This is a genomic window from Burkholderia metallica (assembly GCF_902832845.1).
Lineage (GTDB): Bacteria > Pseudomonadota > Gammaproteobacteria > Burkholderiales > Burkholderiaceae > Burkholderia > Burkholderia metallica.
The window spans coordinates 326,548-347,656 of record NZ_CADFDB010000010.1; the positions used below are offsets into that span (position 1 = coordinate 326,548).

The 21,109-nt window shown below is 67.4% G+C and carries 19 protein-coding genes; 12 read left to right on the plus strand and 7 right to left on the minus strand.

Translation table 11 applies throughout. The annotated features are described in order from the left end of the window. Nucleotides 1–35: 35 nt before the first annotated feature. Nucleotides 36–1,421, minus strand: coding sequence for an MFS transporter (locus HWX08_RS26500; protein WP_069260793.1), 1,386 nt, complete (start codon nucleotides 1,419–1,421; stop codon nucleotides 36–38). Nucleotides 1,422–1,669: 248 nt separating this feature from the next. Between HWX08_RS26500 and HWX08_RS26505 the strand changes: the two genes are divergently transcribed. After that, complete coding sequence (locus HWX08_RS26505; RefSeq protein ID WP_174921596.1) at nucleotides 1,670–3,247, plus strand: aldehyde dehydrogenase (NADP(+)); 1,578 nt, start codon at nucleotides 1,670–1,672, stop codon at nucleotides 3,245–3,247. Nucleotides 3,248–3,538: 291 nt separating this feature from the next. Further along, entirely contained in the window at nucleotides 3,539–4,093 is a 555-nt protein-coding gene (locus HWX08_RS26510; protein ID WP_069260791.1) for a hypothetical protein, read from the plus strand. A 108-nt stretch (nucleotides 4,094–4,201) separates the two neighbouring features. Here HWX08_RS26510 and kdgD read toward each other — a convergent pair whose 3' ends face one another. Next, entirely contained in the window at nucleotides 4,202–5,116 is a 915-nt protein-coding gene (gene kdgD / locus HWX08_RS26515) for a 5-dehydro-4-deoxyglucarate dehydratase (RefSeq protein WP_069260790.1), read from the minus strand. 229 nt (nucleotides 5,117–5,345) lie between these two features. Here kdgD and garD point away from each other — a divergent pair, with 229 nt between their 5' ends. The 4 genes from garD (at nucleotide 5,346) to HWX08_RS26535 (ending at nucleotide 8,668) form a co-directional block, all read left to right on the plus strand. Then, nucleotides 5,346–6,899 carry a galactarate dehydratase gene (garD, locus tag HWX08_RS26520; RefSeq protein ID WP_174921595.1) on the plus strand — a complete coding sequence of 518 codons (1,554 nt, stop codon included), beginning with the start codon at nucleotides 5,346–5,348 and terminating at the stop codon, nucleotides 6,897–6,899. Between the two features lie 209 nt (nucleotides 6,900–7,108). Further along, on the plus strand, nucleotides 7,109–7,501 hold the full coding sequence (locus HWX08_RS26525) for a nuclear transport factor 2 family protein (RefSeq protein ID WP_174921594.1): 393 nt from the start codon (nucleotides 7,109–7,111) through the stop codon (nucleotides 7,499–7,501). Between the two features lie 79 nt (nucleotides 7,502–7,580). Continuing rightward, nucleotides 7,581–8,036 carry an RbsD/FucU family protein gene (locus HWX08_RS26530; protein ID WP_069260787.1) on the plus strand — a complete coding sequence of 152 codons (456 nt, stop codon included), beginning with the start codon at nucleotides 7,581–7,583 and terminating at the stop codon, nucleotides 8,034–8,036. A 194-nt stretch (nucleotides 8,037–8,230) separates the two neighbouring features. Continuing rightward, nucleotides 8,231–8,668 (plus strand): DoxX family protein, encoded by a 438-nt coding sequence (locus HWX08_RS26535; protein WP_069260786.1) that lies wholly within the window; start codon nucleotides 8,231–8,233, stop codon nucleotides 8,666–8,668. A gap of 104 nt (nucleotides 8,669–8,772) precedes the next feature. Here the strand turns inward: HWX08_RS26535 and HWX08_RS26540 are convergent, their stop codons facing one another. Next, nucleotides 8,773–10,083: an MFS transporter gene (locus HWX08_RS26540; RefSeq protein WP_174921593.1), complete on the minus strand. Its 1,311-nt coding sequence runs from the start codon at nucleotides 10,081–10,083 to the stop codon at nucleotides 8,773–8,775. Between the two features lie 335 nt (nucleotides 10,084–10,418). Continuing rightward, nucleotides 10,419–11,555 (minus strand): branched-chain amino acid ABC transporter substrate-binding protein, encoded by a 1,137-nt coding sequence (locus HWX08_RS26545; protein ID WP_084636158.1) that lies wholly within the window; start codon nucleotides 11,553–11,555, stop codon nucleotides 10,419–10,421. Nucleotides 11,556–11,763: 208 nt separating this feature from the next. Between HWX08_RS26545 and HWX08_RS26550 the strand changes: the two genes are divergently transcribed. After that, nucleotides 11,764–12,090 carry a hypothetical protein gene (locus HWX08_RS26550; RefSeq protein WP_174921592.1) on the plus strand — a complete coding sequence of 109 codons (327 nt, stop codon included), beginning with the start codon at nucleotides 11,764–11,766 and terminating at the stop codon, nucleotides 12,088–12,090. 130 nt (nucleotides 12,091–12,220) lie between these two features. Beyond that, nucleotides 12,221–13,015 (plus strand): AraC family transcriptional regulator, encoded by a 795-nt coding sequence (locus tag HWX08_RS26555; protein ID WP_069260784.1) that lies wholly within the window; start codon nucleotides 12,221–12,223, stop codon nucleotides 13,013–13,015. A 118-nt stretch (nucleotides 13,016–13,133) separates the two neighbouring features. Here the strand turns inward: HWX08_RS26555 and HWX08_RS26560 are convergent, their stop codons facing one another. Beyond that, a complete protein-coding gene (locus HWX08_RS26560) occupies nucleotides 13,134–13,397 on the minus strand; it encodes a hypothetical protein (protein WP_069260783.1) in 264 nt (87 codons plus the stop codon). A 287-nt stretch (nucleotides 13,398–13,684) separates the two neighbouring features. After that, the gene (locus tag HWX08_RS26565; protein WP_174921591.1) at nucleotides 13,685–15,577 is read right to left on the minus strand and encodes a bifunctional sugar phosphate isomerase/epimerase/4-hydroxyphenylpyruvate dioxygenase family protein; all 1,893 of its coding nucleotides are present in this window, start codon (nucleotides 15,575–15,577) and stop codon (nucleotides 13,685–13,687) included. Nucleotides 15,578–15,834: 257 nt separating this feature from the next. Between HWX08_RS26565 and aroQ the strand changes: the two genes are divergently transcribed. The 3 genes from aroQ to HWX08_RS26580 are packed head-to-tail and all read left to right on the plus strand — an operon-like array spanning nucleotide 15,835 to nucleotide 18,532. Then, the gene (gene aroQ / locus HWX08_RS26570) at nucleotides 15,835–16,290 is read left to right on the plus strand and encodes a type II 3-dehydroquinate dehydratase (protein ID WP_069260781.1); all 456 of its coding nucleotides are present in this window, start codon (nucleotides 15,835–15,837) and stop codon (nucleotides 16,288–16,290) included. Then, a complete protein-coding gene (locus HWX08_RS26575) occupies nucleotides 16,287–17,156 on the plus strand; it encodes a shikimate dehydrogenase (RefSeq protein WP_069260780.1) in 870 nt (289 codons plus the stop codon). The genes aroQ and HWX08_RS26575 overlap by 4 nt, the downstream gene beginning before the upstream one ends. Before the next feature lie 32 nt (nucleotides 17,157–17,188). After that, nucleotides 17,189–18,532 carry an MFS transporter gene (locus HWX08_RS26580; protein WP_069260779.1) on the plus strand — a complete coding sequence of 448 codons (1,344 nt, stop codon included), beginning with the start codon at nucleotides 17,189–17,191 and terminating at the stop codon, nucleotides 18,530–18,532. A 102-nt stretch (nucleotides 18,533–18,634) separates the two neighbouring features. On the opposite strand, the gene HWX08_RS26585 is transcribed toward HWX08_RS26580, so the two are convergent. After that, on the minus strand, nucleotides 18,635–19,744 hold the full coding sequence (locus tag HWX08_RS26585) for a 2-aminoethylphosphonate--pyruvate transaminase (protein ID WP_174921590.1): 1,110 nt from the start codon (nucleotides 19,742–19,744) through the stop codon (nucleotides 18,635–18,637). A 259-nt stretch (nucleotides 19,745–20,003) separates the two neighbouring features. Here HWX08_RS26585 and phnS point away from each other — a divergent pair, with 259 nt between their 5' ends. Continuing rightward, entirely contained in the window at nucleotides 20,004–21,092 is a 1,089-nt protein-coding gene (gene phnS, locus HWX08_RS26590; RefSeq protein ID WP_107310347.1) for a 2-aminoethylphosphonate ABC transporter substrate-binding protein, read from the plus strand. Nucleotides 21,093–21,109: the final 17 nt, after the last annotated feature.

Genomic DNA, 21,109 nt, shown 5'->3' on the forward strand with positions numbered 1-21,109 from the left:
CGCGGCCGCCGTTTTTTGCACGCTTCCCGCCGGTGCTACGCGTCGCGATGACGCAGTTCGACGCGCTTGATGTCCTTCACGATCACGAGATAGCTGAACACGGTGACGAGCGCGTTCAGCCCGACGAACACGAGCGCGCCGTTGAACGAGCCGCTCGCGCCGACGAGGTAGCCGATCGCGATCGGTGCGACGATGCCGGCCGTGTTGCCGAACATGTTGAACAGGCTGCCCGACAGGCCGATCGCTTCCTTCGGCGCGGTATCGGCGACGACGGCCCAGCCGAGCGAGCCGATTCCCTTGCCGAAGAACGACACGGCCATCAGCACGATCACCAGCACTTCGCTGTCGACGTAATTGCAGCCGATGATCACCATCGACAGCGCCATCCCGCCGACGATCGGGATCTTGCGCGCGAGCGTGAGCGACACGCCGCGGCGAATCAGCCCGTCCGACAGCATCCCGCCGAGCACGCCGCCGAGGAACCCGCAGATCGCGGGCAGCGACGTCATGAAGCCGGCCTTCAGCAGCGACATCCCGCGCGCCTGCACCAGATAGATCGGGAACCACGTGAGGAAGAAGTAGGTGAGCACGTTCACGCAGTACTGGCCGAGGTACACGCCGATCAGCATCCGGTTCGACAGCAGCTGGCGCACGTAGTACCAGCCGGCCACGCGGCTGCCCTCCGAGCGCGAGCCGTTGCTGCCGCGCGCGGCGGTGGCGGAGCGCACCAGGCCGCCGCCCTGCTCGATATGCTCGAGTTCCGCGCGGTTCACGGCCGGATGGTCGGCCGGGTCCTTCACGACGCGCAGCCACAGGAACGCGAGCGCGATGCCGGCCAGGCCGAGCCACAGGTACACGTGGTGCCAGCCGTACGCATGCGTGAGCCACGCCATCAGCGGCGAGAACACGACGGCCGCGAAGTATTGCGCGGCGTTGAAGATCGCCGACGCCGTACCGCGCTCGGCGGTCGGGAACCAGCTCGCGACGACCTTCGCGTTCGCGGGAAACGCGGGCGCCTCGGCGATGCCGACCGCGAAGCGCATCGCGAACAGCGCGGCGACCGCGAACGCGGCGCTGCCGCCGAGGCCGATCGTGCTTTGCAGCAGCGTGAACGCCGACCACAGGAAGATGCTGGCCGCATACACGCGCCGCGCGCCGAAACGGTCGAGCAGCCAGCCGCTCGGCAGTTGCGCGAGCACGTACGCCCAGCTGAACGCCGAGAAGATGTAGCCCATCGTCACCGGATCGATGCCGAACGCCTGGCGGATCGGCGTGCCGGTGATCGACAGCGTCGCGCGATCCGCATAGTTGAGCGTCGTGACGACGAACAGCATCGCCAGGATCCAGTAGCGCACGGCGGTCCGGCGCGCGGTGCGCGCAAGATCGAGCGGAAGGTCGCGAGGGGAGGTCTGATTGGTCACTTTAAACGTACGTCGTCGTATGACATGGCTGAAAGTTTATTGTTAATGCGTGGATTGAGAAACCTCGGGTTTTCCCTTTGCAGATCCGCGTCACAGTGTGGGAATGTCGCGATTTTCTGGCCGGGAAAGGCGCTTGAAGGTATCGTCGACGCCCTCGCAGGCGGCGAAAATGATGCGACGTTGTCGGCAGACATCGTATCTGTTGAGCTACAATGAGCCATTCATTCCCGAACCACGGAGCACACCCCATGCAACTGACAGGAGAGATGCTGATCGGCGCCGACGCGGTGGCCGGCTCGGCCGGCACCTTGCGCGCGTTCGATCCGACGAAGGGCGCGCCGATCGACGTGCCGGCGTTCGGCATCGCGACGCAGGCCGACGTCGAGCGCGCATGCGAACTCGCCCGCGACGCGTTCGATGCGTACCGCACGCAGCCGCTCGCGGCCCGCGCGGCGTTTCTCGAAGCGATCGCCGATGAAATCGTCGCGCTCGGCGACGCGCTGATCGAGCGCGCGCACGCCGAAACGGGCCTGCCCGTCGCGCGGCTGCAGGGCGAGCGCGGCCGCACCGTCGGCCAGCTGCGGCTGTTCGCGCGCGTCGTGCGCGACGGGCGCTTCCTCGCCGCGTCGATCGACCCCGCGCAGCCGGCTCGCACGCCGCTGCCGCGTTCGGATCTGCGTCTGCAAAAAGTCGCGCTCGGGCCCGTCGCCGTGTTCGGCGCGAGCAATTTCCCGCTCGCGTTCTCGGTGGCCGGCGGCGATACCGCGTCGGCGCTTGCAGCGGGTTGCCCGGTGATCGTGAAGGCGCACGAGGCGCACCTCGGCACGTCCGAGCTGGTCGGCCGCGCGATTCGCGCGGCGGTCGCGAAAACCGGCATGCCGGCCGGCGTGTTCTCGCTGCTGGTCGGCCCCGGCCGCGTGATCGGCGGGGCGCTCGTCAGCCATCCGGCGGTCCAGGCCGTCGGCTTCACGGGCTCGCGGCAGGGCGGGATGGCGCTCGTGCAGCTCGCGAACGCGCGTGCGCAGCCGATTCCCGTCTACGCGGAAATGAGCAGCATCAACCCCGTCGTGCTGTTCCCGGCGGCGCTCGCCGCGCGCGGCGACGCGATCGCGACGGGCTTCGTCGATTCGCTGACGCTCGGCGTCGGCCAGTTCTGTACCAACCCGGGCCTCGTGCTTGCGATCGACGGCCCCGATCTCGACCGCTTCGAAACCGTCGCCGCGCAGGCGCTCGCGAAGAAGCCGGCCGGCGTGATGCTCACGCCCGGCATCGCCGATGCGTATCGCAGCGGCCGCGGCAAGCTGGCCGAACTGCCGGGCGTGCGTGAAATCGGGGCGGGCGAAGCCGCGCAGACCGACTGCCAGGCCGGCGGCGCGCTGTACGAAGTCGGCGCGCAGGCGTTCCTCGCCGAGCCGGCGTTCGGCCACGAGATATTCGGGCCGGCGTCGCTGATCGTGCGTTGCCGCGATCTCGACGAAGTCGCGCGCGTGCTCGACGCGCTCGAAGGCCAGCTGACGGCCACATTGCAGATGGACGCCGACGACAAGCCGCTCGCGCGCCGGCTGCTGCCGATCCTCGAACGCAAGGCCGGCCGTTTGCTCGTGAACGGTTACCCGACCGGCGTCGAGGTGTGCGACGCGATGGTGCACGGCGGCCCGTTCCCGGCGACGTCGAACCCGGCCGTCACGTCCGTCGGCGCGACCGCGGTCGACCGTTTCCTGCGGCCCGTGTGCTATCAGGACTTCCCGGACGACCTGCTGCCGGAGGCGCTGCAGGAACGCAATCCGCTTGCGATTCCGCGGCTGCGGGACGGCAACGCGGAGTGACGTGACGTAACTGCTGGAGACAGTGTCCCGGAAGGGGCGCGTTCCGGCACGTTGGAAGACGGCGGCGGGGCTCATGGGCCCCGCCGCCGTTTTTATTGCGCCGGCTTTCGTGCCCGGTTGCGCCAAGTCGGTGAGCGGGTGTTGTGCAACGAGCTGCAAGCGCTGCGCTGCCGCGACGGCGCCGTCCCGGCTTTCCTGTTGCCGGCGTTTCTTCTACAGTAGCGAAGCCTCGGGCCGTTCGGCCCCGCAGGCGAGCCTGAGAGACGCACAAGACCAACAAGGAACCATCCGATGAATATCAGCAAGCGTGGCGACCACCTGTTCGCGGCGGGGTTGTGGAAAGCGATCGGCGACGTCGCGAAATCGGTCCGTACCCAGATCGGCCAGTACAGCGAAGGGCGCGTTCTGGCCGACGCGCTGTTCGCGCTGCAGCGCGAACTGGGCGGCAGCGAGTTCGACGTGACGATCAACCAGGGGCGGCCCGTCGCGGGCGCCGATCCGCATTCGTTGATCTTCGGCAGGGCCGTCGAGCGCTTCCGGTACGACATGGAGGCGGTGGTGTTCGCGCTGAAGCACCGCCGCAGCATCGACGGGCCCAACGGTGCGCAGCGCACCGACGCGCTCACGCAGGCCAACGCGCATCTTGCGACCGCGAAGCAGTACGCGATGTTTACGGTCGGGCGGTTCTTCGATGCGGTCGTCGATCGCGACGTGCTCGAACAGATCGTCGGCGCCGAGTCGCCGGCGCGCGGCCGGCCGGTCGCGGCACGCAAGGGGATCGACGAGACGCAGCGTGCGCTCGCCAGCGTGCGCCAGCGGATCATCGGCGCGATCGCGCAGATGTAACGGAATGGCCGCACCGGCTCGTCGAGCCGTGCGGCCATTGCGCGATACGGATACGAAAGGGGCCGGCCGCGGCGCCGATGAAGGCCCCGCGCCGCCGGCGAGCCTTGCTTACTGCGGGCCCATCTTCTTGATCAGCACGTCGAGCTCGGCCGCTTCTTCGTCGGTGAGGTCGATCAGCGGCGCACGCACCGGGCCCGCGTCGTGGCCGACGAGCTTCGCGCCCGCCTTCACGATGCTGACCGCATAGCCCGCGCGGCGATTGCGGATCTTCAGGTACGGCAGGAAGAACTCGTCGATCAGGCGGCCGACGGTCGCGTGGTCGTCCTTCGCGATCGCTTCGTAGAACGCCATCGCCGTCTTCGGGATGAAGTTGAACACGGCCGACGAGTACACCGGCACGCCGAGCGCCTTGTACGCGGCTGCGTAGACTTCGGCCGTCGGCAGGCCGCCGAGGTACGCGAAGCGGTCGCCGAGGCGGCGGCGGATCGTCACCATGCTTTCGATTTCGCCGACACCGTCCTTGAAGCCGATCAGGTTCGGGCAACGGTCGGCGAGGCGCTCGAGCATGTCCGCATTCAGCTTCGAATTCGCGCGGTTGTACACCACCACGCCGATCTTCAGCGCGCGGCACACCTGCTCGACGTGCTCGGCGATCCCTTCCTGGCTCGCTTCGGTCAGGTAGTGCGGCATCAGCAGCACGCCGCTCGCGCCGAGGCGCTCGGCCTCCTGCGCATATTCGATCGCGACGCGCGTGGCGCCGCCCGCGCCGGCGAGGATCGGCACCTTGCCCTTGCAGGTTTCCGTCGCGACGCGGATCACGTCCGAATACTCGCGCTGCGTGAGCGAGAAGAATTCACCGGTGCCGCCGGCCGCGAACAGCGCGCTCGCGCCGTACGGAGCCAGCCATTCCAGGCGCTCGGCATAGGTGGACGGGCGGAAGCTGCCGTCGGCGTCGAAATCCGTCAGCGGAAACGACAGCAGGCCGTGGGAAATGATCTGTTTGAGTTCTTGCGGTGAGGTCATGGTTGGGTCGTCCGTCTAGCGCGACTGCTGGGTTCGTCGGGAACGGCATGCGAGCCATAGTGGCGATGTCGTTGTATGTCATCGTACAACGAGGGAACAGATGACGCAAGCGCCTTGCCCGTCGATATATAGTAGGGTCTTTCCGGATAAGGGTTTACGCAACATCGCAGCCTGACGTTGAATGTCGTATGATGACTAACGATATCGTCGATAGCTTCCAGGAATTCCGATGACTGCTTCCCCGCTCTATATCCGTGTCCACCCGGACGACAACGTCGCGATCGTCGTCAACGACGGCGGCTTGCCGGAGGGCGCGACGTTCGCCGACGGGCTGACGCTGCGCGAAGGCGTGCCGCAGGGGCACAAGGTCGCGCTGGTCGATCTCGCGGCCGGCGATCCGATCGTCCGCTACAACGTGGTGATCGGCTATGCGCTCGCCGAGCTGCGCCGCGGCAGCTGGGTCAACGAGCGCACGATGCGCATGCCCGAGCCGCCGGGTCTCGACGACCTGCCGCTCGCGACCCGCGCCGCGCCGCCGCTGCCGTCGCTCGAAGGCTATACGTTCGAAGGCTTCCGCAATGCCGACGGCTCGGTCGGCACGCGCAACATCCTCGCGATCACGACGACCGTGCAGTGCGTGTCGGGCGTCGTCGAACATGCGGTGAAGCGGATCAAGGACGAACTGCTGCCGCGCTATCCGAACGTCGACGACGTGGTCGGGCTCGAGCACACGTACGGCTGCGGCGTGGCGATCGACGCGCCCGACGCCGACATCCCGATCCGCACGCTGCGCAACATCAGCCTGAATCCGAATTTCGGCGGCGAGGTGATGACGGTCAGCCTCGGCTGCGAGAAGCTTCAGCCCGAGCGCCTGCTGCCGCCCGGCGCGATTCCGCTCACGGCCGACGGCGCGACGGACAACGGCGGCGTCGTGTGCCTGCAGGACGCCGCGCACGTCGGCTTCAACTCGATGATCGACTCGATCATGAAGATGGCCGAATCGCATCTCGAGCGGCTCGATCGCCGCCGTCGCGAGACCTGCCCCGCATCGGATCTCGTCGTCGGCGTGCAGTGCGGCGGCAGCGACGCGTTCTCGGGGCTCACCGCGAATCCGGCCGTCGGCTTCGCGGCCGATCTGCTGGTGCGCGCCGGCGCGACGATCATGTTCTCGGAAGTGACCGAAGTGCGCGACGGCGTCGCGCAGCTCACGTCGCGCGCGGCGAACGAGGACGTCGCACGCGAGATCATCCGCGAGATGGACTGGTACGATCGCTACCTGCAGCGCGGCCGCGTCGACCGCAGCGCGAACACGACGCCCGGCAACAAGAAGGGCGGCCTGTCGAACATCGTCGAGAAGGCGATGGGCTCGATCGTGAAGTCGGGCAGCGCGCCGATTGCCGGCGTCGTGCGTCCCGGCGATCGAGCGAAGCAGAAGGGGCTGCTGTACGCGGCGACGCCCGCGAGCGATTTCATCTGCGGCACGCTGCAGCTCGCTGCCGGGATGAACCTGCACATCTTCACGACCGGCCGCGGCACGCCGTACGGTCTCGCGCAGGTGCCGGTGATCAAGGTCGCGACGCGCAGCGATCTCGCGCGCCGCTGGCACGATCTGATGGATCTCGACGCGGGCCGGATCGCGACCGGCGCGGCCACGATCGAGGACACGGGCTGGGAACTGTTCCGGCTGATGCTCGACGTCGCGAGCGGCAAGCGCCGTACGTGGGCCGAGCAATGGAAGCTCGCGAATGCACTGACGCTGTTCAATCCGGCACCGGTGACCTGATACCCGATACGCGATACGCGCGACGGTTGCAGCCGGACGAAGCGGGCGCCCGAGACGGCGCCCGTTTTCATTGCGGCGGCCGGCGCGTCGATTTCCTTACCCCGCACGTAATCGACCGCCCACGCGAGGCCGGCGACGATGACGGCACGCGAACACGACACACGTCACGTTCGCGACATCGTCCTTTCATCGACCCAAGGAGCCTCGCCATGAACACCGCCCAATCCACGTCGTCCGTTCACGCCGACCTGATCGACCGCTACTTCGACGCATGGAACGAACCCGACGTCGCGCGCCGCCGCGCGCTGATCGATGCGACCTACGCGAGCGACGCGGCCTATCGCGATCCGCTGATGGCCGGCGACGGCCACGCCGGCATCGACGCGATGATCGCGGCCGTGCAGGAGCGCTTCCCCGCGTTCCGCTTTCGCCGCACGACCGACGTCGACGGGTTCGGCCCGCATCTGCGGTTTTCGTGGGCGCTCGAGTCGCCCGACGGCGCGGCGATCGTGAAGGGTTCGGACTTCGGTACCGTCGACGCATCGGGCCGCCTCGCGTCGGTCACGGGTTTCATCGACGAAATGCCGGCCGCGGCGTCGTGACACGCACGACGCATGCACGGCGGCTGCCGGGATCGGGTAACGTTATGCGATTCGTTCCTGATCCCGGAGACTAGCCGACATGCTGAAGAATCTCGACCCGCTGCTGCACGCCGACATCCTGCACACGCTGCGCGCGATGGGCCACGGTGACGAAATCGCGATCTGCGACGCGAATTTCCCGGCGGAATCCGTCGCGGAGCACACGGTGGTCGGCCGCGCGTTGCGGATCGACGGCGCCGATTCGGCGCGTGTCGTGCGCGCGGTGCTGTCGGTGCTGCCGCTCGATACGTTCGTCGATACGCCCGCGTGGCGGATGGAAGTCGTCGGCGACGCGGCCGCGGTGCCGCCCGTGCAGCGCGAGGTGCAGGCCGAGATCGACCGCGCGGAAGGGCGCGCGGTGCCGCTCGCGGGCATCGACCGCTTCGCGTTCTACGAACGCGCGCAGCAGACGTACGCGGTGATCGTCACCGGCGAACTGCGCGGCTACGGCTGCTTCATCTTCAAGAAGGGCGTGCTGTTGAGCGACGCGGGCTGAACACGCCGTCCATGCCGCCGCCCGCGAACCGCGCGGCGGCCGCCGTGTAAAGATTTGCTACAACCTTTTTCTTGGACACGGCCGAAACTCTGTCTATGCTGGCCCATTTGCCGCGGGCCCCGCAGGGCCGCGCGGCGCCGAGCCGTTCGGGTGTGCGCCGCGCGGCCGGTCGAATTGCATACGAGGAGAGAGGCATGACGCGTTCCGTCGATTCCGGCGTCATTTTTTTCGCGCGCCTGGCGCTGGCGGCGTTGTTCCTGTGGGGCGGCGTGATGAAGCTGCTCGGCTACGGCGATTTCATCGGTTACCTGCACGGGCTGAACGTCCCGTATCCGCAGGTGATCGGGCCGATCGTCGTCGCGATCGAGGGGCTCGGCGGGCTGCTGCTGATCGTCGGCTACAAGGTGAAGCCGCTCGCGCTGCTGATGGCGTTCTACACGGTCGCGACCGCGATGGTCGGGCACAATTTCTGGGACGCGACGGATGCCGCGGTCCAGCACGACATGGTGATCCACTTCTGGAAGAACATCGCGATCGCCGGCGGTTTCCTGCTGCTGTTCGTCACGGGCGCCGGCGGTGCGAGCATCGACGGCCTGCGCCGGCCGAGCACGACGTACGGCAGCCTGCGCTGATCGCACGCCCGGCATTGCCGTTTTCGCTGACTCAAAACAAAGGGCCGAATCCCGCGGGATTCGGCCCTTTGTTCATGGCATCGCGCGAACGTGCGCGGTGACGCTCAGTGCGACGCCTTCACGTCCTTCGCATCCTTCGAGAATTGCACGGCGATCGCGCCGAGCACGCAGATCGCCGCGACGTACACGACCGGCGCGAGCGGATTCGACTTCATCATCAGCGACACGATCACCGGCGTGAGGCCGCCGAAGATCGCATACGCGACGTTGTACGAGAACGAGATGCCCGAGAAGCGCACGACGGCCGGGAAGCTCTTGACCATCACGAACGGCACCGCGCCGATCGTGCCGACCATGAAGCCGGCGATGCCGTAGTAGAGCGGCAGCGTCGACGCGTCGGCCGCGACCTGCGCGAACAGCAGGTAGTAGCATGCGGCCAGCCCGATGCCGCCGATGCCGAGCACGCGCTTCGCGCCGATCCAGCCCGCGAGCGAACCCGCGGTGATGCAGCCGGCCGTCAGGCACAGCGTCGCGACGCTGTTCGCGAACAGCGTGGTCGCGGGCGTCAGGTGGAACTGCTTTTGCAGCAGTGCGGGCGTCATCAGGATCACGACGACGATCGCGGCCGACAGCATCCACGTGAGCAGCATCGACACGATCACCGCGCGGCCGTGGTCGCGCAGCACGGCCTTCAGCGGAATTTCGGCCGCGAGCGCCTTCTTCGCCTTCATCTCGGCGAACACCGGCGTTTCATGCAGCCAGCGGCGCAGGTACACGGAGAACAGCCCGAACACGCCGCCGAGCAGGAACGGGATGCGCCACGCGAACGCGGTGACTTCGGCGCCCGAGTAGCGGCTGTTGATGCCGGCCGCGACGAGCGAGCCGAGCAGGATGCCGGCCGTGAGCCCTGCGGTGAGCGTGCCGCACGCATAGCCGATGTGACGCGACGGCACGTGCTCGGACACGAACACCCACGCGCCCGGCACTTCGCCGCCGACCGCCGCGCCCTGCAGCACGCGGAACAGCAGCAGCAACACCGGCGCGAGGATGCCGATCGTGTCGTAGGTCGGCAACAGGCCCATCAGCAGCGTCGGCACCGACATCATCAGCACGCTCAGCGTGAACATCCGCTTGCGGCCGAACAGGTCGCCGAAGTGCGCCATGATCACGCCGCCGAGCGGGCGGGCGAGATAGCCGGCCGCGAAGATGCCGAACGTCTGCAACTGGCGCAGCCAGTCGGGAATGTCGTGCGGGAAGAAGAGTTGTCCAATCGCCGGCGCGAAGAACACGAAGATGATGAAGTCGTAGAACTCGAGGGCGCCGCCGAGTGCGGCGAGGCCCAGGGTCTTGTAGTCGCTGCGCGTGAGCGCGCGTTCGGCGGCGCGAGGCACGCCGCTCAATTCGGAAGCTTGCATGGTCAGGACGATCGGTATTCGAATGTAGTTGTCGGTGCTGCGTCTCCAGGGCCCGCTATCGGCATGGACTGACAAGGCGCGGCTTGCGTCGTCGAAACGTGCGGCGCGCCGGGTGAGGCAGGCAACAGGTACCGCCGCACCGGGATGGGGCGCGGCGCAGACGAAGCGTCAAAGCGGGTGGGGGGATTCTACAGGAGCGCAAAATGTGCGCGTTTGAATGCGCGTGGGTGTGCGCCGAGGACCGCTTCTGACCATGCAGCCGGAGCGATCCCCGGCGCGGGCGGCCGGCGAGCCGGCCGCGCGCCGCGCGACCGAGCGCTTGCGTTTCGGAAGGGTCAGTTGCCGGCGATCGTGTCGACCGGCTTGAACGCGCCGTGTTCGACCTTGTAGATCGTCACCGGCGCATCCTTCAGGTCGCCCTTCGCGTCGTACGCGATGCTCGGGGCCGACACGCCCTTCACCGACACCTTGCCGAGATACGGCGTGTACACCTTCGGGTCGGTCGAGTTGGCCTCCTTCATCGCGGTGAGCAGCGCGATCGTGCCGTCGTACGAGTACGGCGAGTAGGTGATCACGTCTTCGTTGAAGCGCGCCTTGTAGCGTGCCGCGTAGCCGGCGAAGCCCGGCATCTTCTCCTTCGGCAGCCCGCCCATGTAGACGATCGCGCCTTCGGCCGCGTCGCCGCCGACCTTCAGGAACGTCGGCGAGCGCGACATCTCTCCCGTCACGAACGCCGATTTCATCCCGAGCTGGCGCATCTTGCGGATCATCGGCGACGATTGCGCGTCGCCGCCGCCGTAGAAGATCGCGTCCGGGTTCATCCCCTTGAGGTTGGTCAGGATCGCGGAGAAATCGAGCGCCTTGTCGTTCGTGAAGTCGCGCTTGATGATCGTGCCGCCCGCGGCTTCGACGGCTTTCGCGAATTCGTCGGCGATGCCCTGGCCGTACGCGGTGCGGTCGTCGATGATCGCGATGCGCTTGAAGCGCAGCGTCTTCACCGCGTACGTGCCGACGATGCGGCCCGCCTGCGCGTCGCTCGTCAGCAGCCGGTAGGTGGTTTTGTAGCCGCGCGCCGTGTATTGCGGCGACGTGGCCATCGAGATCTGCGGCAGCCCCGCGCGATCGTACAGGTCGGACGCCGGAATGCTCGTGCCCGAGTTGAAGTGCCCGATGATGCCGCGGACGTTGTCGTCGATCAGCCGCTGCGCGACGGTCGTGCCGGTGCGCGGGTCGGCCTGGTCGTCCTGCGAATCGAGCTGGAACGTGACGGGCTTGCCGCCGATCGTCGGGCGCGTCGCGTTGAAATCGGCGATCGCGAGCTGCACGCCCTTCTGCATGTCCGTGCCGTAGTTCGACTGCGGGCCGGTCAGCGGTGCGGCGAAACCGATCTTGACGACGTCGGCGGCGATGGCGTGCGCGCCCGACAGTGCGCAGGCAGCGGCCAGCGCGACGTGCGATACCTTCAGCTTCACTTTCACTTCCCCTTGATGGCGTGGTTGGGCCGCCGCCGGCCGGCTGGCCGGCGCCGGTAAACCGGGCGAGACGGTGCGTTCGGCAGGCCGGTGCGAGGGCCGTGCGTGCTTGCCGCGTATTGCCCCCGGCTATGCCGGAATCGGCGCGCATGATGGCCGATGCCGCAGGCCGGGCGCGCCGATTGCCGCAGCATCGGAAGGTCGTCTCGTGACCGTGAAGCGAAGTCTAGACAGCGAAAATGCGGACGTCTTGCGCGTTCGGTGCGCAGCCGGCGACGATATCGGCATATCGTCGATTACCCTGATATGTGCCGAAATCGTCATGCAGTATGCGCAAACGCGCCAAGACGTTGCGCGTGCGCATTTTTATGCTGGCGAGTCCGGGCGCGCGGTGCCGGTGCGCCGGAACGTGCGTACGGCAATGCGCGCGGTATGTCGGCATCCGCGCATGCGTGGCGGCCGTGTCGGCGCAAACGGATTCGCGGCACGCCGCATGCGCGGCGAAGTGGTTGCGTGCGCAACGGATATCGCGTGACGATGCCGGCCGCTCGGCGGCGCGATGCGACGGCCGCCACCACCTTGCCCGCCTTTGCGATCGGCACGACGCGATCGGAGGGGCGCTCCTATAATCGACGCCATCTGCCACTCGCCTTGCGGTTGCCGGGATGACGACCTTGCTTGCCGTACCGCCCATGAGCCTGTCCGATACGCTGCGCTACCAGCCCGACAATGCCGACCTCGGCGCGATGCTGGCGCATTTCCGCCTGCTCGAACCGGTGTTCGATGCGCTGCCGGACGTCGCGTTCTTCGTGAAGGATGCGAACGGCCGCTATGCGCTCGTCAACCGTACGCTGGCGATGCGCTGCGGCTACAAGGACAAGCGCGACCTGCTCGGCAAGACGACCGACGAAGTGTTTCCGCGCCGCTTCGGCCGCAGCTATTTCGAGCAGGACATGGCGACGATCAACGCCGGCCAGCAACTGACGGATCAGCTCGAGCTGCACCTGTATCCGGGCCGTCAGCCGGGCTGGTGCCTGACCTGCAAGGAGCCGCTGCGCGATGCCGCGGGCACGGTGGTCGGCCTCGCGGGCATCTCGCGCGACCTGAAGGCGCACGAGGGCTCGCATCCGGCGTACAGCCGGCTCGCCGACGTGGTCCAGCACATCCAGGATCACTACGTGCAGCCGCTGAACCTGAAACAGCTCGCGCAGATGGCCGGGATGTCGGTTGCGCAGCTCGAACGCTATTTCCACAAGGTGTTTCACCTGACACCGCGCCAGGTGCTGCTGAAGGCGCGGCTCGATGCGGCCACCGCGCTGCTCGTCACGCACGACAAGGTGACGGACGTCGCAGCGCTATGCGGCTATACGGATCACAGCGCGTTCACGCGCCAGTTCAAGGCGACGGTCGGCGTGACGCCGACGGAATACCGGCTGATGCTGCAGGAGCGGGGAGGGTGACGCGATACGCCGGCCGGGCCGGCGCGTCGCAGGAATCGGGGGAGTGCGAGGTATTGCGGGGTATTGCGGGGAAACGGGGATGCCGTGACGACGGCGGCTCAGCGGGACTCAGCGGGGCTCAGCGGTAGCCGAGCCCTTTCAGGACGGCCGTGCCGTCTTCGGTCAGCCGGAAGCTGGGTGACGTATCGGCGTCGAGCTTGACCATTTCGACGAGGCCGGCTTCCTGTAATGCGGGCAGCTCGGGTTTGGCGTTTGCGCCGATCGGCGCGTGCAGAAGCACGAGCAGCGTCGCGATTTCATGATGACTGAGCAGGCGGCGCAGCATCGTCTTCTTTGCAGGGGGCGCGGCCGGGCGGCCCGCGGGTGCTTCTACGGCGCTCATCGCTTTCCTCCTTTTCGAGATAACCATCGGGTACTGGTTGCGGATGGTGCCGTCGAAGACTTAAGCGATTCTTAAAACCGGGACGTACAGAGGAATGCTGCGCTGCGGTACGGGTTACCGGATGTAACGCCATACGGCACCGGCCTTCCGGTCCGATCGCCGCCAGCCGCGCCGGCGGGTGCGCGGCCGCGCGATTCACCACGATGGTGCGCGCGGAATGCGGCGCGTTGAATCGGCCGCGGGCCGCGCACGTGGCCCGGCTCGCGATCCCGCGGCGCTTCCTTCCGTTATTTCCTGCGCTGCGCCTGCGCGGCGAGCCGCACGGCCGCGTTTGCCGCGCCATAACCGTCGTATCCGCCGCGCCGCTCGACGATCTCGAGCGAGAAGCGGTTGTCGACCAGTTCCGTATACGCGTGCAGGAATTCGCCGCCGTGCTCGTCGCGGTCGTACAGCAAGTGGTGCGCGCTCAGCGTGTCGATCAGTTCGTCCGGCAGCGCATAGCGTGCGGCGAGATCGTCGTAGTAATTGGGCGGAATGCGCAGGAACGGCACGCCGTCGGCCGCGAACGCGGCGATCGTCTTCACGATGTCGTCCGTGCGGAATGCGACGTGGTTCAGCCCCGTCCCGTGGTAGCGGTCGAGCGATTCGGCCACCGCCGTGTGGCGGTCGACCGACGCATTCAGCGCGATCCGCACCGAACCGTCGGCGCTGCGCACCGCGCGGCTGCGCATCAGCCCGTACGGATCGGGCACGAGCCAGCTGCGCTCGGCCTCGAAGCCGAACGCGGTCTTGAAGAACAGGATCCACGTGTCGAGCGCATCGGCCGGCAGCGCGAGGCATACGTGGTCGATACCCGTCAGCGGGCCGACTTCGCTCGGGCCGTCGATGTCGGTCAGCACGAAGTCCGATTCGTACAGCGTCGGTGCGTTCGGCGCTTCGTCGACGAAATACTCGAGGCTGCCGTCCGGCGCCTGCACGCTCGGCAGCACGCGCTCGTTCGGCCCGACGCGCCCGGAGAACGGCGCGTAGCCGTAGCCGGCCGCGCGCTCGAACGCCACTTTCGCGTCGTCCACGCGGAATGCCGACGCGCACAGCGACAGCCCGTGCTGCTGGAAGAACGCATCGGCGAACGAGTCGCGCTCCGCGTTCAGCACGATCGACGCGGCGCCGTGCTGGAACAGCGTCACATCCTTCGAACGATGCCGGCCCGCGAGCCGGAAGCGCATTCGGCCGAGCCACTCGCCGACGGTCGCCGCCGCCTGCGCGTCCACCGCGAATTCGATGAACTGGAACCCGACGTGCGCGGGCGGTGCCGGCGGCGCGAACAGCGGCTGGCTGGCGGCCGGTGCCCGGCCGTCCTGCGCGAGTCGTGCGCGCGTCAGCTCTTCCAGATAGAGCAGCGCGCGATGGCCGTCGGCGGCCGTGATCGCGGTGGGCGCCGCGCGGAAGCCGTCGTTGAAGATCTCGAGCGACAGCGGCCCCGTATAGCCCGACTCGATCACGCGTGCGGTGAAGCGTGCGAGGTCGAAGTCGCCCTGGCCCGGGAACGAGCGGTAGTGGCGGCTCCATTCGAGCACGTCCATCGCGAGCTTCGGCGCGTCGGCGATCTGCACGAACGCGATCCGGTCGCCGGGGATGTCGGCGATCGCGTCCGGCGAATCGTCGAGCGACAGCGTATGGAAGCTGTCGAGCGCAAGGCCGAGGTGCGGGCTGTTCACCGCATTCACGAGTTGCCACGCATGGCCGTACCGCTTCACGACGCGGCCCCACGCGAGCGCCTCGTACGCGGCGACCACGCCGGCCTGCCGCGCGGCTTCGGCAAGCGCGCCGAGCTGGTCGACGAGCAGCCCGTCGTCCGCGATCGTGTCGGCCGACACGTTGCTGCACACCAGGATGCGGTCGGTGCCGAGCGCGTGCATCACGTCGAACTTGCGCTTGATCCGGTCGAGGTTGCGCGCGAGCTGGGCCGCGCTCACGCCCTCGAAGTCGCGAAACGGCTGGAACAGCACGATGTCGAGGCCGAGATCGGCGGCCATGCGCCGGACGTCGGCCGGCGATCCGTCGAAGTAGACGAGATCGTTTTCGAAGATTTCGACGCCGTCAAAGCCTGCGGCCTGGACGGCGGCGAGCTTCTCGGCGAGCGTGCCGGACAGTGACACGGTGGCGATCGAGCGCTGCATGAGCGAATCCTGCGGGTGAGCGGGGCATGGCGTCGGTCGAATCGGCCCCGAATGAACCAGTCGTTGAGTTCCCGGCGAACGCCATATCCCGAATTTACTGGGCTAGTGGTACGTATTGTACAAACTAACTAGATGGTACAAATTAGCGAAAACCCGAAAAGACATTGCGCTTGCGCAAGCGCACACTAGCGCCAAATCTTGACGTCAGGGGGCGAAGTCGGCTAACGATTCGCCCCCGTTTTAGGAGCAGAATCACCATGAGCAAGCCCAAGGTGCTGGTGCTGAACGGCCCGAACCTGAATCTGCTGGGGACGCGCGAGCCCCAGATCTACGGCGCGGAAACGCTCGCCGACGTCGAGCAGCGCTGCCGCACGGCGGCGGAAGGGCTCGGGCTGGACATCGACTTCCGCCAGTCGAACGCCGAACATCAGCTGATCGACTGGCTGCACGCCGCGCGTCACGACACGCACGGCATCGTGATCAACCCGGCCGCCTATACGCATACGTCGGTGGCGCTGGCCGACGCGCTTTCCGCGATCGCGAAACCGGTGATCGAAGTGCATATCTCGAACGTGCATCGCCGCGAGGCGTTCCGCCACCATTCGTACGTGTCGGCGCTCGCCGAAGCCGTGATCTGCGGCTGCGGCACCGAAGGCTACGTGTTCGCACTGCAGCGTCTGGCGACGCTGTTCTCGCAGGGAGCCGCACGATGAGCCGCCCGTCGTTTCTGATCGGCCTGATCGGCCAGGGCATCGGCGGTTCGCTGTCGCCCGCGATGCACGAGGAAGAAGGCTTCCGCCAGGGGTTCGGCTACGTCTACCGGCGCATCGACCTCGACGCGCTCGGCGTGAGCGTCGACGCGCTGCCGCAACTGCTCGATGCCGCGCAGCGGATGGGCTACAACGGGCTGAACATCACGCACCCGTGCAAGCAGCGCGTGATCGAACACCTCGACGCGCTGTCGGACGACGCTCGCGCGCTCGGCGCGGTGAACACCGTGCTGTTCAAGGACGGCAAGCGGATCGGCCACAACACCGACTGGTCGGGTTTCGCGAAATCGTTCCGCCGCGGGCTGCCCGGCGCGAAGCTCGAACGCGTCGTCCAGCTCGGCGCGGGCGGCGCCGGCGCGGCCGTCGCGCACGCGGCGCTGCAGATGGGCGCGGCTGAACTGACGATCTTCGATGTCGACGGCTCGCGGGCCACCGCGCTCGCGGCCGAGTTGCAGCAGCGTTTCCCCGCCGCGCGGGTCGCGTCGGGCGGCGCTCCGTCCGGCAGCGATCTTGCCGGCGCGATGCACGCCGCGACGGGCCTGATCCACGCCACGCCGACCGGCATGGCCAAGCATCCGGGCCTGCCGCTGCCGGCCGAACTGCTCCATGCCGGCATGTGGGTGGCCGACATCGTGTACTTCCCGCTCGAAACCGAACTGATCCATGCGGCGCGCGCGGCCGGCTGCGCCACGCTGCCGGGTGGCGGGATGGCCGTCTACCAGGCCGTCGACGCGTTCGAGATCTTCACCGGACGCACGCCCGACGCCGAGCGGATGTTCGATCACTTTCAGTCGCTCGTCGCGCGCTGACCCCATCCAGAAAGAGAGACCAGGAGACGACCATGCAGCACACCACTGACACGCGTGCCGCGCCGGCGCAGGCGGCCGGCACCGTCCGGCGCACGTCCGCGCGCTACAAGATTCTCGCGCTGCTCGCGATCGGCACGATGATCAATTATCTCGACCGTACCGTGCTGGGGGTGGCTGCGCCGCAGCTCACCAAGGAGCTCGGCATCAATGCGGCCGTGATGGGCATCATGTTCTCCGCGTTCTCGTGGACGTACGTGGCGGCGCAGGTGCCCGGCGGCCTGTTTCTCGACCGTTTCGGCAGCAAGATCACGTATTACTGGTCGATGACGCTGTGGTCGCTGTGCACGTTCCTGCAAGGCTTCGTGCCCGGCGTCGCGACGCTGTTCGCGTGCCGGCTCGGTCTCGGCGTCACGGAGGCGCCGTGCTTCCCGACCAACAGCCGGGTGGTCGCGACCTGGTTCCCGCAGAACGAACGCGCGATGGCGACGGGTACCTACACGGTGGGCGAGTACATCGGCCTCGCGTTCTTCAGCCCCGTGCTGTTCGCGCTGATGGGCGCGTTCGGCTGGCGCTCGCTGTTCTGGGTCGTCGGCGCGATCGGCATCGCGTTCGGCCTGGTCTGGTGGAAGTTCTATCACGAACCACGCAACCATCCGGGCGCGAATGCGGAGGAACTCGCGTACATCGAGGCGGGCGGCGGCCTGGTGCACGGCGCGCGCAAGGACGGCGACAAGGGCGGCAAGGCGGGGCAGAAGGCCTTCAGCTGGTCGATGGCCGGCAAGCTGCTGAAGAAGCGTCAGCTCGCGGGCATCTGCCTCGGCCAGTTCGCCGGCAACTCGACGCTCGTGTTCTTCCTGACCTGGTTCCCGACCTACCTCGCCACCGAGCGCCACATGGGCTGGCTGAAGATCGGTTTCTTCGCGGTGATGCCGTTCATCGCCGCGTCGGTCGGCGTAATGTTCGGCGGGATCTTCTCCGACTGGCTGCTGCGTCGCGGCAAGTCCGCGAACCTCGCGCGCAAGCTGCCGATCATTGCGGGCCTGCTGCTCGCGTCGACGATCATTCTCGCGAACTACGTGCAGAGCAACGAAGCCGTGATCGCGATCATGTCGGTTGCGTTCTTCGCGCAGGGGATGGCCGCGCTCGGCTGGACGCTCGTGTCGGACATCGCGCCGGACGGCCTGCTCGGCGTGACCGGCGGCATTTTCAACTTCGCGGCGAACCTCGCCGGAATCATCACGCCGCTCGTCGTCGGTTTCATCGTCGCGTCGACCGGGTCGTTCGTCGGCGCGCTCGTGTTCATCGGCGTGATCGCGCTGGTCGGTGCGGCGTCGTACATCTTCGTGGTCGGCGACATCAAGCGGATCGAGCTGTAAGCACCCGCTCCACGCATCTCCTGTGCGTTCGCCCGGCGGCCGGTTGGCCGCCGGGCTTTTTATTTGCGCGCGCAGAACGTGCTGGCCGGCTGAGTACGGCGCTTATGCGCGTTGCACCGCGATGCCGAGCGATTCGATCGCGTGCGCGATGGCCGCGACCGCGCGCCGGATGTCGTTCGAGTCGATCGCGCCGATGCAGCCGACGCGGAACGTCTCGAGCCGCGTGAGCTTGCCCGGATACAGGATGAAGCCCGCGTCGCGCACCGCGTCGTAAAAGCGGCGGAAATCGTAGGCCGGGTGGTCGGGTGCGTGGAACGTGACGATCACCGGCGCCTGCACGCCCGCATCGAGGAACGGGGTGAAGCCGAGCGCGCGCATCGATTCGACCAGCGTGCGGCAGTTGTCCGCATAGCGCGCGCCACGCGCCGGCTGGCCGCCTTCGGCGACGTACTGGTCGAGTGCGGCGCGCAGCGCGGCGATCACGTGCGTCGGCGGCGTGAAGCGCCACTGGCCGGTCTTGCGCAGGTACGCGTACTGGTCGTGAAGATCGAGCGCGAGCGACGGCGAGTTGCCTTCGCTCGCGTCGAGCGCGTCGCGCCGCACGATCGCGAAGCCCATCCCCGGCACGCCTTCGAGACATTTGCCGCTCGCCGAGATCAGCGCGTCGATGCCGCTGCCCGCCAGTTCGATCGGCAGCGCGCCGAACGAACTCATCGCGTCGACGATCAGCCGCTTGCCGTGGCGCCGGCACGCGGCGGCGATGTCGTCGAGCGGGTTCAGGATGCCGGCGCTCGTCTCCAGATGCACCAGCGCGACGTGCGTGATGCGCGGCTCGCGCGCGAACGCGGCTTCGATCGCGGCCGGATCGACGGCCGTGTCCTCGCCGAACGGCAACGCGATCGCGTCGATACCGAGCCGGCCGAGGATCTTCAGGATGCGCGCGCAGTACGCGCCGTTGTCGGGCACCAGCACGACGCCGTCGCGCGGCACCAGCGTGCCGAGCGCGGCTTCGACCGAGAACGTGCCGCTTCCCTGCATCGGCACGCACACGTACTCGTCACCGCCGTGCGCAATGGCGACGAGATCCGCGCAGACACTGGCCGTCAGTTGATTGAAAGCGGCGTCCCACGAGCCCCAGTCATGTTGCATTGCGTGGCGGGTTGTGGCGGACGTGGTGAGCGGGCCGGGCGTAAGAAGAATCGGATCGGACATGGTTTTCCTCTGCAAAGGTCGGAAGAAACACCGCGCGGCATTTCTGAATGACTTGCATGATATTGGCAAAATGTGTCATTTTTTGGAAATTGCGGCATTCGTCACGGGTTTGTCATCGAACGCTGTGATCCTTCGCTTGCCGCGCCGAACCCAACCTCGCGCGGCGGCGAGGCAGGCCGTCGAGCGGCGCTGCCCGGAGATAACAGGAGAGCCGGGTCGTGCCCCCGGCCCATTGGTGTTCCGCCTACGGAGAAGTCAGATGACACTGCAGAAACCCTCGCGCGCCGCTGCCGGCGCGTTCCGCAAGCTTGCGCTGGCCGCCAGCGTCGCCGCTCTGATGGGCGCCGCGTTGCCCGCCCATGCGGCGAGCGCGGTCGTGCTGTACACGGCAGACGGTCTCGAGAACCTGTATCGCGATGTGCTGCCGGCCTTCGAGAAGAAGGAAGGCGTCAAGGTCAACATCGTGACGGCGGGCAGCGGCGAGGTCGTCAACCGCGCGAACATCGAAAAGAATTCCCCGAAGGCCGACGTGATCGTCACGCTGCCGCCGTTCATCCAGCAAGCCGGCCAGATGGGCCTGCTGCAGTCGTACCAGAGCGTGAACTACAAGAACGTGCCGGCCATCGCGAAGGCCGAAGACGGCACGTGGGCGACGTTCGTGAACAACTACTTCTCGTTCGCGATCAACCCGGACGTCGTGAAGAACCAGCCGAAGACGTTCGCCGACCTGCTGTCGCCGGCCTACGCGGGCAAGGTCGCGTACTCGAACCCGGCCACGGCCGGCGACGGGATGGCCGTGCTGATCCTGACGACGTCGCTGATGGGCGAGGACAAGGCGTTCGACTACCTCGCGAAGCTGTCGCAGAGCGTGAAGTTCCACACGAAGGGCACGGGCTACCTGAACGTGCTGCTGTCGCGTAACGAGATCAGCGTCGCCAACGGCGACCTGCAGATGGACCTCGACGATGCCGAGCACGGCGCGCTGTCCGTCAAGCCGATCTTCCTGGCCGCGAAGGACGGCGACCAGCCGACCACGTTCCAGCTCCCGTACGGCATCGGCCTGATCAAGAGCGGCCCGAACCAGGACGCCGGCAAGAAGCTGATCGACTACCTGATGTCGACGGAAGTGCAGTCGAAGGTGCCGGACATGTACGGCATCCCGGGCCGCACGGACGTGCCGCTGGCCGGCAAGAACGGCGAAGCGGTCAAGAAGGCGATCGCGGGCGTGAAGCTGATCCCGGTCGACTGGTCCCAGGTGATGGCGAAGAAGCCGGTGTGGATCGAGCGCTGGAAGAAGGACGTGATCGGCAGCTCGGGCAAGCAGCTCGACGTCGTCAAGCCGAAGTGACCGGCGCACGCCGCCTG

What these genes read in the sequence shown, in the direction of transcription:
- HWX08_RS26505 (WP_174921596.1), top strand. Translation starts at nt 1,670, where the DNA reads ATGCAACTGACAGGAGAGATGCTGATCGGCGCCGACGCGGTGGCCGGC.
- HWX08_RS26510 (WP_069260791.1), top strand. Translation starts at nt 3,539, where the DNA reads ATGAATATCAGCAAGCGTGGCGACCACCTGTTCGCGGCGGGGTTGTGG.
- kdgD (WP_069260790.1), bottom strand. Translation starts at nt 5,116, where the DNA reads ATGACCTCACCGCAAGAACTCAAACAGATCATTTCCCACGGCCTGCTG.
- garD (WP_174921595.1), top strand. Translation starts at nt 5,346, where the DNA reads ATGACTGCTTCCCCGCTCTATATCCGTGTCCACCCGGACGACAACGTC.
- HWX08_RS26525 (WP_174921594.1), top strand. Translation starts at nt 7,109, where the DNA reads ATGAACACCGCCCAATCCACGTCGTCCGTTCACGCCGACCTGATCGAC.
- HWX08_RS26530 (WP_069260787.1), top strand. Translation starts at nt 7,581, where the DNA reads ATGCTGAAGAATCTCGACCCGCTGCTGCACGCCGACATCCTGCACACG.
- HWX08_RS26535 (WP_069260786.1), top strand. Translation starts at nt 8,231, where the DNA reads ATGACGCGTTCCGTCGATTCCGGCGTCATTTTTTTCGCGCGCCTGGCG.
- HWX08_RS26540 (WP_174921593.1), bottom strand. Translation starts at nt 10,083, where the DNA reads ATGCAAGCTTCCGAATTGAGCGGCGTGCCTCGCGCCGCCGAACGCGCG.
- HWX08_RS26555 (WP_069260784.1), top strand. Translation starts at nt 12,221, where the DNA reads ATGACGACCTTGCTTGCCGTACCGCCCATGAGCCTGTCCGATACGCTG.
- HWX08_RS26560 (WP_069260783.1), bottom strand. Translation starts at nt 13,397, where the DNA reads ATGAGCGCCGTAGAAGCACCCGCGGGCCGCCCGGCCGCGCCCCCTGCA.
- HWX08_RS26565 (WP_174921591.1), bottom strand. Translation starts at nt 15,577, where the DNA reads ATGCAGCGCTCGATCGCCACCGTGTCACTGTCCGGCACGCTCGCCGAG.
- aroQ (WP_069260781.1), top strand. Translation starts at nt 15,835, where the DNA reads ATGAGCAAGCCCAAGGTGCTGGTGCTGAACGGCCCGAACCTGAATCTG.
- HWX08_RS26575 (WP_069260780.1), top strand. Translation starts at nt 16,287, where the DNA reads ATGAGCCGCCCGTCGTTTCTGATCGGCCTGATCGGCCAGGGCATCGGC.
- HWX08_RS26580 (WP_069260779.1), top strand. Translation starts at nt 17,189, where the DNA reads ATGCAGCACACCACTGACACGCGTGCCGCGCCGGCGCAGGCGGCCGGC.
- HWX08_RS26585 (WP_174921590.1), bottom strand. Translation starts at nt 19,744, where the DNA reads ATGTCCGATCCGATTCTTCTTACGCCCGGCCCGCTCACCACGTCCGCC.
- phnS (WP_107310347.1), top strand. Translation starts at nt 20,004, where the DNA reads ATGACACTGCAGAAACCCTCGCGCGCCGCTGCCGGCGCGTTCCGCAAG.